The following is a 14,007-nucleotide window of genomic DNA, read 5'->3' on the forward strand; positions in this document are numbered from 1 at the left end:
CCGACTGCGGGCGCGCTGATCACTCACTGCCGATGGCGTAACGCTCAACCGGAGTGATGTGCTTAATCAGCTTGTTATCAAACAAAAACTGCTCATAAGCCTGATAGCGTGCGCGATCCAGTCTGGCCGGATCGGCGGCGAACAGCGGCAGCGTAGCCTGCCATGCCTGATGGTTTAGCGGTGTATTCAGCTCCGGATGCGCCTGTGCAAATGCCTGCCAGCTCTCTTCAGGATGTGCCTGCAACTGGGCATTTCCCTTCTTCAGTGCCCGCAGAAACTTTTTAATTTTTTCTGAGTGCGCCTCATCGCGGTTAGCAACGATAATCAGCTCGTCATAGGCCGGCACGCCATAATCCTCGACGTTAAGCACTACCGGATCTTTGCCAGCAAGCTTCATCTCCAGGGCTTCGATATTGCGATAGCCGCCAATCACCGCATCAACCTGTCCGGTCATCAGGGCGCTGGTGAGCTGAAAATTGACGTTAACCAGCTTTACCTGCTCGGCCCTGATACCGTCATGGCTCAGCATGGTCGCCAGCGTCGCCTCTTCAATGCCGCTGACGGAATAGCCGATGCGTTTTCCTTTTAAGTCCGCTGGTTTTCTCACCGTTTTGTCCAGCGTCATCAGCGTATTCAGCGGCGTATTAATCAGCGTGCCCACCCGCATCAGCGGCAGGCCCTGGTCGGCGAAAAAATGCAGCTGCGGCTGGTACGTTATCGCTAAGTCCGCCTGCTTAGCGGCCACCAGACGCGGCGGCAGCGCGGGGTCGGAAGGCGGCACAATGTTAACCTCCAGACCCTCTGCCGCAAACGCTCCGGTTTGCTGCGCCACCATAATGGGTGCATGGTCGGGATTGATATACCAGTCGAGCACCAGCGTCAGTTTTTCCATTGCCTGAGCCTGCGAGGCTAAGGTGGCGCTGAACAGCAGGGCAAACAGGGGCGTTTTAGTCATAGGTTTTCTCATCAGTAGGGTCGTCAGTGTGGTTCGGGAGTCCAGGTAATCAGGCGGCGAAGCAGAAGATCGATGATCAGCCAGAGTGTCAGTGTCATCAGCACCAGAATAAACAGGGCGGCGAAACAGAGATCGCTCTGCATCCGGGCGTTGGCATTCAGCATCACGTAGCCCAGCCCTTCAGCCGAACCGACCCATTCACCTATGATGGCGCCAATGGGCGCGACGGCGGCTGCCATCCGCAAGCCCGAACCCAGGGCGGGCAGTGCGGCTAACAGCCGGACATGGCGCAGTTGCGCTGCGCGTGACGCGCCCATCGTGCGAGCCAGATCGAGATAGCCGGGCGTGACGCGACGCAGGCCATCAAAAAAGGCGGAGGTAACAGGGAAGAAGATCACCAGTACAGCCATCGCGACTTTGGCGCTCATGCCAAAGCCAAACCAGAGCACCAATAGCGGTGCCAGGGCAAATACCGGAATCGCCTGACTGGTGATCACCAGCGGCATCATCCAGCGCTGTAGCCACGGTGAAAATGTCATGCCCAGTGCCAGTACCGCGCCCAGCAGCACGCCGAGCGCCATACCGCTGAGGATTTCAGTCAGGGTGATCAGGCTGTGATGGCCGAGATAGCCAGCGTTGTCCCACAGTGCAGTAGCAACCGCAGCAGGCGAGGGCAGCAGAAAGGCCGGAACGGATGTGAGCGTGGCGAGCCACCACAGCGCAATTAATCCGGCTGAGAGCATGACTCCACGGTGGAGCGCGGCGAAACGTAATCTCATCCGGCCAGCCTGCTTAGCTGTTTCAGCAAGGTGGCCTGACTCTGAATCACGCTGATGTCATCTGCTGTCCGCGGTGGCTGGCCCTGCAGTGGCGGGCAGGTTTCGATGCCTGCGGAACCCATTACCAGCAGGTGATGACCGAGGCGACAGGCTTCCGCGGCATCATGAGTGATCAGCAGCACGGTATGCCCGGCCAGCACCTCTGCCGCCAGGGTCTGGATCTGCGTGCGGGTCAGTGCATCCAGCGCCGAGAAAGGCTCATCCATCAGCACAATCGGCTGACGGGTGTAGAGTGTTCGCGCCAGCGCTACCCGCTGACGCATGCCGCCCGAAAGTGTCGCAGGTCGCGCACGGGCACAGTGGCTCAGGCCCACCCGCGCCAGCAGATGCTGCGCCAGGTCGCGATCGGCTTTCTCACCTTTCAGACGACTGGCGAGGCAGACGTTCTGTTCCACCGTCAGCCACGGATAGAGCAAATCCTGCTGCCCCATCCAGGCAATGCGCCCGGCCAGCGGCAGACCATCGCTGCCGTTAATCTGTCCCGAAGTGGGCGGCGTCAGACCGGCAATCACCCGCATCAGGCTGCTTTTACCCACGCCGCTGGCCCCCAGCAAAGCGGTAAATGCACCGCCCGCGATTTCCAGATTAAGCTCGCTGAACAGTTGCTGCTGATCCAGCGTCAGGCAGAGCTGGCGAACGGAAATACCCGGCGGCACGGCAGCGTTCAGCCGCGTCATGAGCTGACCCGCAGATTGTCAGCATAATTAAGCCCCATCTGCCAGAATGCCGCTTCCAGCCGGGTTGCAGTGGTGAAAATTTCCGACAGAGAGTTAATACGCTGTTCACCGGCGCGCTGCTGAGCCAGAGTTTCAAACAGCATCAGTGAAGAACCGACGCCCGCCAGGTAGGCTTCATCGCCATAATTCTCAATCCATGCGGCGTAGGGATTTCCCTCGAAGCGGGTCGCGGGATCCTCCAGCAGCCTCAGGCCGATTTCCGCATAACCGGCGACGCATGGCATCAGTGCCGTCATCAGCTCCAGCGCATCTCCGGTGTGACCCACGTCCAGCACGTAGCGGGTGTAATTAAGCGTTTCCATTGCCTCCGGTTCGTTCGCCACTGCCTTTTCGCTGATGCCCCACTGCTGGCAGTAAGCCAGATGCAGCGGTAGTTCGCTGATAATGGCGTTCAGCGATGCCGTGGCGCTGCGTAACGCAGCAGGTTCAGAGAGTTTGCTGATCAAAAGCCCCCACGCACGGGCGAAGTGCAGCAGGAACAGATAATCCTGGGTGAGATAGTGGCGGAAAGCGGCGGGTGGCAGCGTGCCCTGTCCGAGCTGCTGCACAAAATTGTGCCTGACATAATCGTGCCATTGCGTGCCCGCCTGCTGGCGCAGACGACCATAAAAGCCGGTTTCGAAAAGCGGATGTGTCATAGGATCTCCAGTAGCAGGGAGATCCGGGCATACGGTCTGGAACAGGGGATAGTGCAGGAGATAGGGCAGAAAATCTGCCGACCCGTCCCTTCGCTGGCATGACCCAGATCAGGTTCAAAGGGTTCGGCTTGCGCCATCTCAGCCCGTTACAGGACACCCCTCGGAGACATTGGTTATACGATAATTATTGCCGGAGCACAACGCATGCGTGAGCGTTCCACTCTGGTCCGGCTGATATGGAGCAGAGCGCTCAGAGAATACTTTTAAGTGACAGTGTCACTCAAGATCTGCCCCGTTACTGGCAATTACTTTCTTATACCACCAGAACGATTTCTTTCGCGTGCGCGCCAGCGTGCCGTTCCCCAGATCGTCGCGGTCAACGTAGACAAAACCGTAGCGCTTACTCATTTCACCGGTCGAGGCAGCAACCAGATCGATACAGCCCCAGCTGGTGTAGCCGATCACCGGGACACCATCCTCTATGGCATCGCCCATGGCGCGGATATGCTCGCGCAGATAGCTGATGCGGTAGTCGTCATTGATCTCGCCATTCGCATCGATTTCATCGCGCGCGCCCAGACCATTTTCCACCAGGAAAAGCGGCTTCTGATAGCGGTCGTACATCATATTCATGGTGATGCGTAAGCCCAGCGGATCGATGCCCCAGCCCCACTCGCTACGTGGCACATGGGGGTTGGTCAGGGATTTCACCACATTGGCCGCGCTGCTGTTCTGTTCGTTCATCTCCGCCGAGGCGCAGCGAGAGGCGTAATAACTGAACGACACAAAATCGACGCTGTTCTTCAGGATATCGGCATCGCCGTCAGCGATCTCAAGCGTGACGCCTTTTTCACGGAACACGCGCGCGGCGTAAGCCGGATAGGCACCGCGTGCCTGTACATCAATAAAGAACAGGTTCTCACGATCTTTTTCCAGCGCTGCCCAGACGTCTTCCGGTTTGCTGGACCACGGATAGAAGTTGCCGCCTGCCAGCATGCAGCCGACCTGATTCGCCAGATTGACTTCATGCGCGATTCGCGTGACCAGCGCGCTGGCGACCAGTTCGTGATGTGCCGCCTGATATTTTACCTGCTCCCTGTTTTCACCCGGTTCGAACACCAGACCCGCACCGGAAAACGGGCTGTGCAGCAGGATGTTGATCTCGTTGAAGGTCAGCCAGTATTTCACCAGGCCATCAAACGCCTCGAAACAGCTGCGGGCATAGCGGGCAAAGAAGTCGACCATTTTACGATTGCGCCATGAGCCATATTCGGTCACCAGATGCATCGGCACATCGAAATGACAGAGCGTCACCAGCGGTTCGATATTATATTTCCGGCACTCCTCGAAGACGGCACGGTAAAAAGCGATGCCTTCCGGATTGGGCGTCAGTTCATCACCATTGGGATAGAGGCGGCTCCAGGCAATTGACGTGCGGAACACGCTAAACCCCATTTCCGCCATCAGCGCGATATCTTCCGGATAGCGGTGATAGAAATCGATGGCATCATGGCTGGGATAAAATTCATCATCCCGCAGCGTAAAGCGCTTTTCCAGACCCAGTTTGACCGCCAGTCGGTGTGGGCCATGCGGGATCATATCGACGGTGGTTAAGCCCTTTCCGCCCTCACGATAGCCGCCTTCACTCTGATTGGCGGCTAACGCGCCGCCCCATAAAAACCCTTGCGGGAACCTTGAATCAGACATGCAATCCTCTTTTCCGGGTCAGCGTGACCCTTTCCTTTAGTGGCTATTAATCGCGTTAGTGCGTTCGGTAACGGGCGCAGATTGCGCGGCGGGACTGGATTCGGATTTGGTTTCAGTTTCCGCTTCAGGAATATCTTCGAACCCTAACAGCAGCGTCAGCACAAACGACAGCACGACTGACAACACCATGACCGCACCGACCCAGACGATACTCATGGGGTTAGCCGGGTCAAAAAACTGAACGCTGGTAAACAGGCCAGGCGAGGCCATCGAGTGGCTGGCCAGTCCGCCAATGCCCGCGACCGCGCCGCAGATAAATCCGCTGATCAGACAGGCGATCAGCGGACGTTTCAGACGAACCGCCACGCCATACAGCGCCGGTTCAGAAATGCCGGCAATGATGGCAGACGCTGCTGCTGCCAGTGCCGTCTGGCGAAGTTCACGGTTTTTAGTGCGAAACGCCACTGCCAGCGACGACCCGCCCAGCGACAGGTTGGCACCAATTTCTGATGGCATCACCATGCCTTCTTTGCCGGTTTCGGCAATGGTCTGGATGATGGTCGGCGTGAACACACGATGCATCCCGGTCATCACCAGCAGCGGCCAGATGGCACCCATAATCGCGACGGAAAGCCAGCCAAGATAGCCATGGATGGTGTAGACCAGCGCCGAAATACCGCTGCCGATCCAGATGCCAATCGGGCCAATCAGCACAATCGCGATGGGGGCAGCAATCAGCACAATCAGCATCGGTTTCAGGAAGTTTTTGGTGACGGCGGGTGTAATGCGATCCACGCCGCGCTCAATGTGGGACAGGATCCAGGTCATCACCAGTGCCGGGATCACCGTGTAGGTATATTTCACCGCAGTGACCGGGATGAAAGCGAACTCGACCGGCTGACCCTGCACCGCTTTTGCCATCAGCTCAACAAAATTGGGATGCACCAGGACACCGGCGATGGCGATTGCCAGCGACATATTGGTTTTGAATTTCAGCGCCGCAGAGGCGGCCACCATAATCGGCAGGAAGAAGAATGCGCCGTCGCCAATCACGTTGAGGATCACCAGCGTTGACGAGCCTTTTTCAAACACGCCCGCCATATCCAGAATCATCGCCAGCAGCTTAACCATCGACCCGCCAATAATTGCCGGGATCAGCGGTGACATGGTACCCACCAGCGCATCCAGAATGCCTGCGCCGATGCCTCGCAGGGTAATTTTGCGTTTCAACGGTTCAGTCGTTACCGCGCCGGGCGATCCCAGTGCCAGTACAGCCTGGTACGCCTGCGAAACGTTATTCCCGATGATCACCTGGCACTGTGTGTCGTTGTGCACCACCCCCATAACGCCCTTGATCGCTTTGAGGCGGGGATAGTCGACCTGCGTTTCATCTTTCACCACAAACCGCAGGCGGGTCATGCAGTGGGTTACGGCTTCGATATTGGTGAGGCCGCCTAGCGCATCGACAATGGCGCGTGACACCTCGGCATAGTTCATGGGCATGATCGCTCTTCTCTGTAGGGTAAATCGGTTAACGTTTTTATGTTTTTATCGGCTGCTGACAGGCAAATAGGAAACCGGTTTCACAAAATCATGAAGTGCTTTCAGTGAGCCGACAAGAGGATAAATTAGCCAGTTTTCTTTTTTGTGAACTTCATCACCTCCGGCGGGCCGGGTATCTGCGCCAGCGGGCAGGGTAAATATTTCCAACATTGAGAGGCTTAGGTAGACTGCAGAGCGACGCAGCAAAGGAACATCACCATGGCAACGATTCAGGAAGTGGCAAACAGGGCGGGCGTCTCAAAAGCGACGGTGTCACGTGTATTGTCCGGCAATGGCTATGTCGGGCAGGAGAAGCGTGAAAGGGTGTTAAAGGCGATTGCGGAAACCGGCTACCGGCCCAATCTGCTGGCGCGCAACCTGGCGACTAAAACGTCTCAGACTATCGGACTGGTGATCACCAATACGCTCTACAGCGGCAGCTACTTCACTGAGTTGATGGCGCACTCCGCGCGCATGATGGAGCAGCAGGGCCGCCAGCTGATTCTGGCGGACGGCAAACACACCGCTGAGCAGGAAGAAGCGGCGATTCAATTTTTGCTCGACCTGCGCTGTGACGGCATCATTATTTACCCGCGCTTTCTGAGTATCGACGCGCTGGATGCGATTATATCCCGCCATAAACAGCCGATACTGGTCATTAACCGACGGCTGCGCGTTAACCAGAGCTACTGCATTTACAGCGATCAGCACGCAAGCAGCGCCACAGCGGTAACCCATCTGCTGAATCAGGGGCATCGCGACATCGCCTTTATCACCGGTTCTCTGGATTCCCCGACCGGCGTGGAACGTCTGTCAGGTTATCACGCTGCGCTGGCCGCTAAGGGGCTGGAAGCGGACGACCGCCGCGTCGTGGCGGGTAAATGGACTGCGCAGAGCGGTATGGCCGCCGTGGACACGCTGCTGGAACGCAACGCCTCATTCACGGCGCTGGTGGCGAGTAATGATGAGATGGCGATTGGTGCCATCAAGCGGCTGACCGAATGCGGCATCGCGGTGCCCGATCGGGTATCTGTGATAGGCTTCGATGATATCCCGCTGGCACCCTATATCACGCCGTCGTTATCCAGTATGAAACTGCCGGTGACGGAGATGATCGATGAGACGATTAACCGCCTGCTGACCATGCTGGATGGCGGTGACTGGCACAGTCAGGCGCCTTTTACGGCCAGCCTGATGCTGCGCGATTCCGTTACTCAAGGCCCGTGGTCGGCTTAATTCGCCGCAATCTGTATCACCTTAATGGCCTGTTCCCTGAGCTGCGTGACGGTCCCCGCATCCAGTGTTTCATCAGTAATCACATGGCCGACCTGGTAACCGGATGAGAGCGGATAAGGGTGAATCTGCCCGAATTTAGAGGCATCAGTCAGGGCATAGCTTTCAGCGCCTTTCGCCAGCACCGCATCCACCACATCACAGCGCAGCATATTGCGGCCGGTGAAGCCGGTCTCCGGGTGCCAGCCATCCACACCGACAAACGCTCTGTGAAAATGAACCTGCTGAATGGAGTAACGCGTCAGTGGGCCGACCACCGACTCACTGCTTTTCTGCAGCAATCCACCTAGCACAATCACTTCACAGGTGGCGTCCCGCAGAAGCTGGGCAATATAGTGGCTGACGGTGATCAGTGTCAGATCGTCACGGTCAGCCAGCGCACGCGCCAGCAGCGCATTGGTACTGCCCCCTTCGATGAATACCGATTCCCCCGTCTGCACCAGGCTGGCGGCGTGCTGCGCCAGCGCCTGCTTTGTGGAATAGCGGGTGTTCATGCGGGTGCCGACATTGTCACTGTCCAGCGCCAGCGCGGAGCCATGCACCCGGCGCAGCAGCCGGTCGCGTTCCAGCAGCGTGAGATCCTGACGCACCGTCACTTCAGAAACACCGGTCAGCTGCGCCAGTTCACTGACCGTTACGCTGCCCCGGCTATTAACCAGTTGAATAATCTGATGATGTCGCGGATTCATAATTGGGTTTCGTCAGGAATAAAAGGTGCAGTGTATCAGGGAATCCCCCGCGCTGGTGCACAACGCGGGGTCAGAGTCAGGCTAAATCCAGTGAACGACGTCCGTTAATATTAAGATCTTCCGGCTTAAAACGCTGATCCCACCCGGCTTCATAATCTTCCGGCGGAAAATCGCCTGGTGAACGTCCCTGCTCCAGCGCCTGCGCAACCTGGCGGGCGTAGACGCGGTTTTTATCACACATCGGCGCAGCAGGGATATACATGACGTTGCCCCAGCCCTGCTGATCGTCCACCGGTGCAACGGAATGGATCACATCACAGTGCCACCACACTGAATCGCCCGCCTCCAGAGCCGGGATTGAACAGAGTCCGGCGATCAGGTGCGGATGCCACTGCTCATTAACAGGTAATACCCGACCCGGCGCGACACCGCAGAGTTCATCTTCAGGCACATCGGAAAGCAGCGGGCGCAGCAGGATATACGCCATCGCCTGCGGCACCGGCACCACATGCAGCAGCCCCTGGCCGGGGATCATATCGGAGAGTGCAGTCCAGCCCTGAAATGTGCGGAACACTGAACACTTGGTCGTGCCAGGCAGATCGTACTCATCAACTTCAGTGCGGTGTGCCGCATCCCAGGGATCGTAAGCGGCAAAATCACCGTGAAATAGCTTACTGAAAACCTGCTGATAAGCGGGCAGTAACCAGCGTTCCAGCGCGCCGGAGTCGGTATGGGCACCTAATCCTTTCGACGTGGTGCCCGGCAAACGGCGACGAATGCGATCGGGATAGATCACGCTGACATCGGGATCAAACCATTGTTTGCCCTGAGAGTTAAACGTCCATAACCGGTTCAGAAAAGATTGCGCATCAGCCATCGCCGCACTCTGCCGCGCTTCCATCTGCGCCTGCGACCAGTAAATCGGGTAGATTTCGGGGCGTGAGGCCGCAAGTGAGCCAAAGAAGTCATCACCGGGACCGCGGTACTGCTCATCAAAACGGTTATGATCCAGGTAGTCGAGCATCGACTTATCCCACGCCATCGCCTGATCGCGCGCGAAGTGCTGCTTAATCACGACACAGCCGCGACGTTTAATCAGCGCTCGGGTTTCATCCGAAACCTTCCCTTCTGTTATGTCCTGCATCGGCACGATCGGCCAGGCACTGCCTGTTCGGGCTTCGTCCGCTTTTGCCTCAGCAATCGCGGCAGTAATGTTGTCGCACACCTGCCGAAACAGGGCATCTACGTCGCCAATTTGCTGGCGTAGCTGCTGTTTCATTTCGCGGATAGCACTTTTAACGTCATCAGGCAAAGGTGTCGCTCGGGATTCATCACGCATTTCACACTCCTCAAAGTTCGGGGTTGAGTTACGAATGCAATTAAAATAACCTTCATTCGTAATGTGCGGCTTAGGTTAACATTCTTTTAACGATAAAAAACGTGCGTTGTAACACAACTTCTGAACCGGAACGCTCTGAAAGCCGTTAGCAAAGTCACTATTTGCATTCTCATTAATCCACACAGCGAGTAAGCTTTATGAATCAAATCAATTAGCCGGCAGGACAGAACGGCGAACGTATAGGGGCAGGCGAGATGGCGGTTAAGATGATTGCGGTGGATATGGACGGCACCTTTCTGGACGATAATAAGCAGTACAACGTTCAGCGGTTTTCACGTCAGTATGCGCTGCTGAAGCAGAAGGGCATCCGTTTTGTGGTGGCCAGTGGTAATCAGTATTACCAGTTGCAGCGCTATTTTCCCGACATCAAAGATGAGATCGCTTTCGTGGCAGAAAATGGTGCCTGGGTCTCTGACTGCAATGAAGAGATTTTCTGCGGCGAGTTAGCGCAGGAGAAGGTGCATAAGATCCTCGATATTCTGGCGCATGAACCCGACATCGCGGTGGTGGTGTGCGGACGAAATGGTGCTTATATGCATTCTTCTGCCTCTGACGAGGTGATGGACCAGCTGGCAAACCACTATCACCGTCTGGAAAAGCGCGATGACCTGTATGCCATTGATGACACCATCTTCAAGTTCTCGCTGAAGCTGGAACATGAAGGGGTGGAAGCACTGCTGCAACGCCTGCATGCCCGTCTGGGCGAGCTGGAAAACATCATGCATCCGGTTTCCAGCGGCTTTGGTTTTATTGACCTCATCATTCCCGGCTGCCATAAAGCCCATGGCATCGCGCTGTTGCAGGAAAAATGGGGCATCAGTGATTGTGAGGTGCTGGCGATTGGCGACAGCGCGAATGATATCGAGATGCTGCGTCAGGCCTGCTTCAGTTTCTCAATGGCCAATGCGGCCGACGCTGTCGCCGCCGTGGCGCGCTACCAGACGCAGAGCAATAATGATGAAGGCGCGCTGAATGTGATTGCGCGCGTGCTGGCGCGCGAATTCCCGTTCGACTAAGACGCGGTAACCTGCATAACGGGCGGCACTTATCCGCCACTTTCCTGATGGCTGCGCACATGATTTTCCATTTCATCCAGCGCAGCCTGATTCTCCAGCCCCCACTGATACATCTGCTCAATCGGCTGTGCGAAGGTATGGCCCAGCGCCGTGAGGCTGTATTCCACTTTTGGCGGCACCACCTGCCACACCTGACGTGACACCAGTCCGCGTTGTTCCAGCTCACGCAGCGTCTGGATCAGCATCTTCTTCGAGATGTCCTGCAGGCTGCGCTCCAGTTCGCCCGTGCGTGCCCGATTGTCCGGCCAGTGAAAAAGCGCATGCAGCACCATTGTGCTCCATTTCACCGAAAACAGTTCCAGCAGGCGGCGCGGCGGTGAGTCCGCATAAAAACACAGTTTTCCGTCAACCCAGACCGGCATAATGACTTTCCCAATTCATGGTAACCAAAAGGTAACTACTACCAAAAGTGGTTCCGTGTGTCTATAGTGTGCCGCTTTCTTTACGACCAACAGGTAAGAAGAGGCAACAGATGAAAATTAACGCGCTGGTAGCAACTCAGGCAGGTCAACCGCTCAAGGCAGGTGAGGTTGAGTTACGCGATCTGCAGGCAGATGATGTAAAAATTGAGATCCTCTACTGCGGCGTCTGCCACTCTGACCTGCATATGGCGCGCAATGAATGGGGCGTCAGCCGTTATCCGCTGGTGCCCGGTCACGAGATTGTTGGTCGCGTAATTGCAACAGGTGACAACGTCACTAAATTCTCTGTTGGAGAGACGGTTGGTGTTGGCGTGATGGTCGATTCCTGCCGTGAGTGTCACTTCTGCCAGCAGCAAGAAGAGCAGTACTGTGAGGCGGGTTTCACGCCGACCTATAACGGTACCGATAAATATACCGGCAACACGACGTTTGGCGGCTATGCACAGCACGTTATCGCCGACCAGCATTTTGTGGTCACGGTGCCGGATAATCTGGCGCTGAACGCGGTGGCTCCACTGCTGTGCGCTGGCGTGACCGTCTGGTCACCCTTGCAGCACTTCAACGTCAAAGCAGGCGATCGTGTGGGTGTGGTCGGTCTTGGCGGCCTGGGCCATATGGCGGTTAAGCTGGCCAGCGCGCTGGGTGCTGAAGTCACCCTGTTTACGACCTCTCCGGCGAAAGGGGCGGATGCGCGTCGGCTGGGTGCAAAACATGTAGTGGTCTCGCGAGACGCGGCACAAATGGCCGGGTGTCAGGCGTCGCTGGATATCATCCTGGACTGTGTTGCCGCTCCGCACGACCTCGATCCGTATCTGAACGCGCTGAAAACCAACGGTCAGCTGGTGCTGGTGGGGATCCCCGATCAACCGCATCCGTCACCGAATGTCACGCCAATGGTGTTCCGCCGCCTGAGTATCACGGGCACCTCAATCGGCAGCATTCAGGAGACGCAGCAGATGCTCGACTTCTGTGGTGAGCACAACATCACGGCTGACGTAGAGATGATTACCGGTGAAGAGGTGGAGACTGCCTTTGAACGGATGCTGACCAGCGATGTGAAATATCGTTTCGTCATCGATATGCAGAAAACCCGCTGGTAACACGCCTGGCCCGCTGTGAAAGCGGGCCTTCAGGCAGCGTTCTGTAAGTCACAGCGTGAAAAGAAGAGGCTGCCTGTAGTTACAACATGCATTTTAATATTAATTCGCCGTTCCATCCATCTCAGTGCAACAAAAGCTATTTAGCGAAGGGATCTTTTAGCAGCCAAAAAAATACCCGACTCACTGGCCGGGTTCTGCTTTAACGTCAGGGAAGGTCGTTAATCCTGCTCTTTATCCGCGTTACTCTTTTCAGATTCGTCTTTTTCAACAGCATGAATAAAGGGTTTAAGCAGCTGGATATCCAGAATGACATAAACCATGGTGCTGATGAAAAGCGAGATGACACTGCCAAACACGCCGCTGGTGGTAAACGTCAGATAGTTATAAATCACCAGCCAGGTCACACAGATAAACAGCGCGAGCGAAATAGAAAGATTGGGCACAGAGTAATTGCTGGTGCCACCGCCCTGAGTATGGGTGGCTTTAAACAGGTTACCGATGGCGTACTTCTCCAGCACCAGAATACTCTTTTCCCAGTTATGCTGCTTACGCGCACTGGCACGGGTCAGGAAGAGATAAAGAATGGAGATGAAGAAACCGGAGAAGGCGATGAGCACCGGAATCGCTTCCAGCGCATATTCGATACTCTTATGCGTTGCGCTCGTGGTGCTGAGATCCAGCGTTAGCGAGGCCCCCAGCGCAGCATATAAAAAGAGAAACAGCAGCAGAAAAGTCAGGCTGCGCTTCCAGTCGCTGTCTGCCTCTGCACTTTTCTGCTGAATGGCCAGCTGAAGCGATTGCTGAATATGTTGTGCCTGAAGTGAGTCTATATCGAAGGTGTCGCAGGGTGCAGCAAAGAAGTTGTGCATAAACAGCTCATCTTCTTTGTGAATAGTGATTTTCATCAGAAACCTGTGTGCGGGAAATTTTCTCTATTTTAATCAGCACAGCATGAATTAACAGTAACTTCGCCCGTAAACTCGCAGCCCCATGCTGGGTTAGCGGGATAACAGACCCAGAAGAGAGCTGAAAAGCGAATCCGTTGCAAAGTTCTGCGCAGCGTTACCCTCATCGTGACGCAACTGCTGATAGCGCAAAAGCGCCGCATCAGCGTTATCGGCATTAACTACGTCCCACACCACTTTGTAGCCTTCAGCTGCTAACAGGTCCTGCTGATCCTGGCTTACATGATTCACGGCCCTGACTGTCTGGTCCTTCTGAAACAGGCGATAATCTGGCATGCTTATTTCTCCGCAGGGTTGTCCAGCGCTTTAAACTGCTTAATCGCTTCATTGATATTATTTGTTTCAACGGTCGCGATACAGCGATCGCCGTTGAAAACGTCATAACGGGCATTATGCAGCTGAAACAATAAATCGCGGCCACGAAAGTGTATACGTTTCTGCTTAACGCCAATCCCATGCCGCCGTAATAGCGCCTGTGACAGGCGATCGGTCTCTTTAATCATTCCCTCAGCTCCTCGGCAGTACGTGGTCACTACCAGTAAACCTGATGAACATTAGTTTTATATTAAGAGATAACCTTATTTTTAACAGGGCTAAGGCGCACCTTTCAGAGAAATTACCTGATAGCAGGGACGTAGGGGAGCA

The 14,007-nt window shown here is 55.7% G+C and carries 15 protein-coding genes and 1 riboswitch; of the genes, 3 read left to right on the forward strand and 12 right to left on the reverse strand.

The features are described from left to right. Window positions 1–19: 19 nt before the first annotated feature. The 6 genes from EGO56_RS19320 to ascF form a co-directional block, all read right to left on the reverse strand. Window positions 20–955: an ABC transporter substrate-binding protein gene (locus EGO56_RS19320; protein WP_135910682.1), complete on the reverse strand. Its 936-nt coding sequence runs from the start codon at window positions 953–955 to the stop codon at window positions 20–22. A 23-nt stretch (window positions 956–978) separates the two neighbouring features. Further along, window positions 979–1,734, reverse strand: coding sequence for an ABC transporter permease (locus EGO56_RS19325; RefSeq protein WP_135910683.1), 756 nt, complete (start codon window positions 1,732–1,734; stop codon window positions 979–981). Further along, the gene (locus tag EGO56_RS19330; RefSeq protein ID WP_135910684.1) at window positions 1,731–2,471 is read right to left on the reverse strand and encodes an ABC transporter ATP-binding protein; all 741 of its coding nucleotides are present in this window, start codon (window positions 2,469–2,471) and stop codon (window positions 1,731–1,733) included. The genes EGO56_RS19325 and EGO56_RS19330 overlap by 4 nt, the downstream gene beginning before the upstream one ends. Continuing rightward, the gene (gene tenA / locus EGO56_RS19335) at window positions 2,468–3,169 is read right to left on the reverse strand and encodes a thiaminase II (RefSeq protein ID WP_135910685.1); all 702 of its coding nucleotides are present in this window, start codon (window positions 3,167–3,169) and stop codon (window positions 2,468–2,470) included. Before tenA ends, EGO56_RS19330 begins: the two co-directional genes overlap by 4 nt. 68 nt (window positions 3,170–3,237) lie before the next feature. Beyond that, a riboswitch (TPP riboswitch) is annotated at window positions 3,238–3,340 on the reverse strand. A 105-nt stretch (window positions 3,341–3,445) separates the two neighbouring features. Continuing rightward, window positions 3,446–4,876, reverse strand: coding sequence for a 6-phospho-beta-glucosidase (locus tag EGO56_RS19340; protein ID WP_135910686.1), 1,431 nt, complete (start codon window positions 4,874–4,876; stop codon window positions 3,446–3,448). Between the two features lie 36 nt (window positions 4,877–4,912). Next, a complete protein-coding gene (ascF, locus tag EGO56_RS19345) occupies window positions 4,913–6,379 on the reverse strand; it encodes a PTS cellobiose/arbutin/salicin transporter subunit IIBC (protein ID WP_135910687.1) in 1,467 nt (488 codons plus the stop codon). A gap of 258 nt (window positions 6,380–6,637) precedes the next feature. Between ascF and EGO56_RS19350 the strand changes: the two genes are divergently transcribed. After that, the gene (locus tag EGO56_RS19350; RefSeq protein ID WP_135910688.1) at window positions 6,638–7,654 is read left to right on the forward strand and encodes a LacI family DNA-binding transcriptional regulator; all 1,017 of its coding nucleotides are present in this window, start codon (window positions 6,638–6,640) and stop codon (window positions 7,652–7,654) included. Here the strand turns inward: EGO56_RS19350 and EGO56_RS19355 are convergent. Together EGO56_RS19355 and EGO56_RS19360 are read right to left on the reverse strand one after the other, a co-directional pair. Then, entirely contained in the window at window positions 7,651–8,400 is a 750-nt protein-coding gene (locus tag EGO56_RS19355) for a DeoR/GlpR family DNA-binding transcription regulator (protein WP_135910689.1), read from the reverse strand. The genes EGO56_RS19350 and EGO56_RS19355 overlap by 4 nt on opposite strands. A 76-nt stretch (window positions 8,401–8,476) precedes the next feature. Beyond that, window positions 8,477–9,739: a DUF1479 domain-containing protein gene (locus EGO56_RS19360; RefSeq protein WP_135910690.1), complete on the reverse strand. Its 1,263-nt coding sequence runs from the start codon at window positions 9,737–9,739 to the stop codon at window positions 8,477–8,479. A gap of 254 nt (window positions 9,740–9,993) precedes the next feature. On the opposite strand from EGO56_RS19360, the gene EGO56_RS19365 reads away from it, so the two are divergent. After that, window positions 9,994–10,815, forward strand: a complete 822-nt coding sequence (locus EGO56_RS19365; RefSeq protein WP_135910691.1) for a Cof-type HAD-IIB family hydrolase — start codon at window positions 9,994–9,996, stop codon at window positions 10,813–10,815. Between the two features lie 29 nt (window positions 10,816–10,844). On the opposite strand, the gene EGO56_RS19370 is transcribed toward EGO56_RS19365, so the two are convergent. Continuing rightward, a complete protein-coding gene (locus EGO56_RS19370; protein WP_135910692.1) occupies window positions 10,845–11,237 on the reverse strand; it encodes a winged helix-turn-helix transcriptional regulator in 393 nt (130 codons plus the stop codon). Between the two features lie 110 nt (window positions 11,238–11,347). Here EGO56_RS19370 and EGO56_RS19375 point away from each other — a divergent pair, with 110 nt between their 5' ends. Continuing rightward, on the forward strand, window positions 11,348–12,397 hold the full coding sequence (locus EGO56_RS19375) for an NAD(P)-dependent alcohol dehydrogenase (RefSeq protein WP_135910693.1): 1,050 nt from the start codon (window positions 11,348–11,350) through the stop codon (window positions 12,395–12,397). 218 nt (window positions 12,398–12,615) lie between these two features. Here the strand turns inward: EGO56_RS19375 and EGO56_RS19380 are convergent, their stop codons facing one another. The 3 genes from EGO56_RS19380 to EGO56_RS19390 form a co-directional block, all read right to left on the reverse strand. Further along, window positions 12,616–13,302, reverse strand: a complete 687-nt coding sequence (locus tag EGO56_RS19380) for a RipA family octameric membrane protein (protein WP_135910694.1) — start codon at window positions 13,300–13,302, stop codon at window positions 12,616–12,618. Window positions 13,303–13,395: 93 nt separating this feature from the next. Next, entirely contained in the window at window positions 13,396–13,638 is a 243-nt protein-coding gene (locus EGO56_RS19385; RefSeq protein WP_135910695.1) for a hypothetical protein, read from the reverse strand. Window positions 13,639–13,640: 2 nt separating this feature from the next. Next, entirely contained in the window at window positions 13,641–13,865 is a 225-nt protein-coding gene (locus EGO56_RS19390; protein WP_135910696.1) for a hypothetical protein, read from the reverse strand. Window positions 13,866–14,007 lie beyond the last annotated feature (142 nt).

It is taken from the genome of Pantoea vagans (assembly GCF_004792415.1).
Lineage (GTDB): Bacteria > Pseudomonadota > Gammaproteobacteria > Enterobacterales > Enterobacteriaceae > Pantoea > Pantoea vagans.

Bases quoted from the DNA above. Each gene is read 5' to 3' on its own strand.
- EGO56_RS19350 (WP_135910688.1), top strand. From the start codon at position 6,638: ATGGCAACGATTCAGGAAGTGGCAAACAGGGCGGGCGTCTCAAAAGCG.
- EGO56_RS19355 (WP_135910689.1), bottom strand. From the start codon at position 8,400: ATGAATCCGCGACATCATCAGATTATTCAACTGGTTAATAGCCGGGGC.
- EGO56_RS19360 (WP_135910690.1), bottom strand. From the start codon at position 9,739: ATGCGTGATGAATCCCGAGCGACACCTTTGCCTGATGACGTTAAAAGT.
- EGO56_RS19385 (WP_135910695.1), bottom strand. From the start codon at position 13,638: ATGCCAGATTATCGCCTGTTTCAGAAGGACCAGACAGTCAGGGCCGTG.
- EGO56_RS19340 (WP_135910686.1), bottom strand. From the start codon at position 4,876: ATGTCTGATTCAAGGTTCCCGCAAGGGTTTTTATGGGGCGGCGCGTTA.
- EGO56_RS19370 (WP_135910692.1), bottom strand. From the start codon at position 11,237: ATGCCGGTCTGGGTTGACGGAAAACTGTGTTTTTATGCGGACTCACCG.
- EGO56_RS19390 (WP_135910696.1), bottom strand. From the start codon at position 13,865: ATGATTAAAGAGACCGATCGCCTGTCACAGGCGCTATTACGGCGGCAT.
- ascF (WP_135910687.1), bottom strand. From the start codon at position 6,379: ATGCCCATGAACTATGCCGAGGTGTCACGCGCCATTGTCGATGCGCTA.
- EGO56_RS19325 (WP_135910683.1), bottom strand. From the start codon at position 1,734: ATGAGATTACGTTTCGCCGCGCTCCACCGTGGAGTCATGCTCTCAGCC.
- EGO56_RS19365 (WP_135910691.1), top strand. From the start codon at position 9,994: ATGGCGGTTAAGATGATTGCGGTGGATATGGACGGCACCTTTCTGGAC.
- EGO56_RS19380 (WP_135910694.1), bottom strand. From the start codon at position 13,302: ATGAAAATCACTATTCACAAAGAAGATGAGCTGTTTATGCACAACTTC.
- EGO56_RS19320 (WP_135910682.1), bottom strand. From the start codon at position 955: ATGACTAAAACGCCCCTGTTTGCCCTGCTGTTCAGCGCCACCTTAGCC.
- tenA (WP_135910685.1), bottom strand. From the start codon at position 3,169: ATGACACATCCGCTTTTCGAAACCGGCTTTTATGGTCGTCTGCGCCAG.
- EGO56_RS19375 (WP_135910693.1), top strand. From the start codon at position 11,348: ATGAAAATTAACGCGCTGGTAGCAACTCAGGCAGGTCAACCGCTCAAG.
- EGO56_RS19330 (WP_135910684.1), bottom strand. From the start codon at position 2,471: ATGACGCGGCTGAACGCTGCCGTGCCGCCGGGTATTTCCGTTCGCCAG.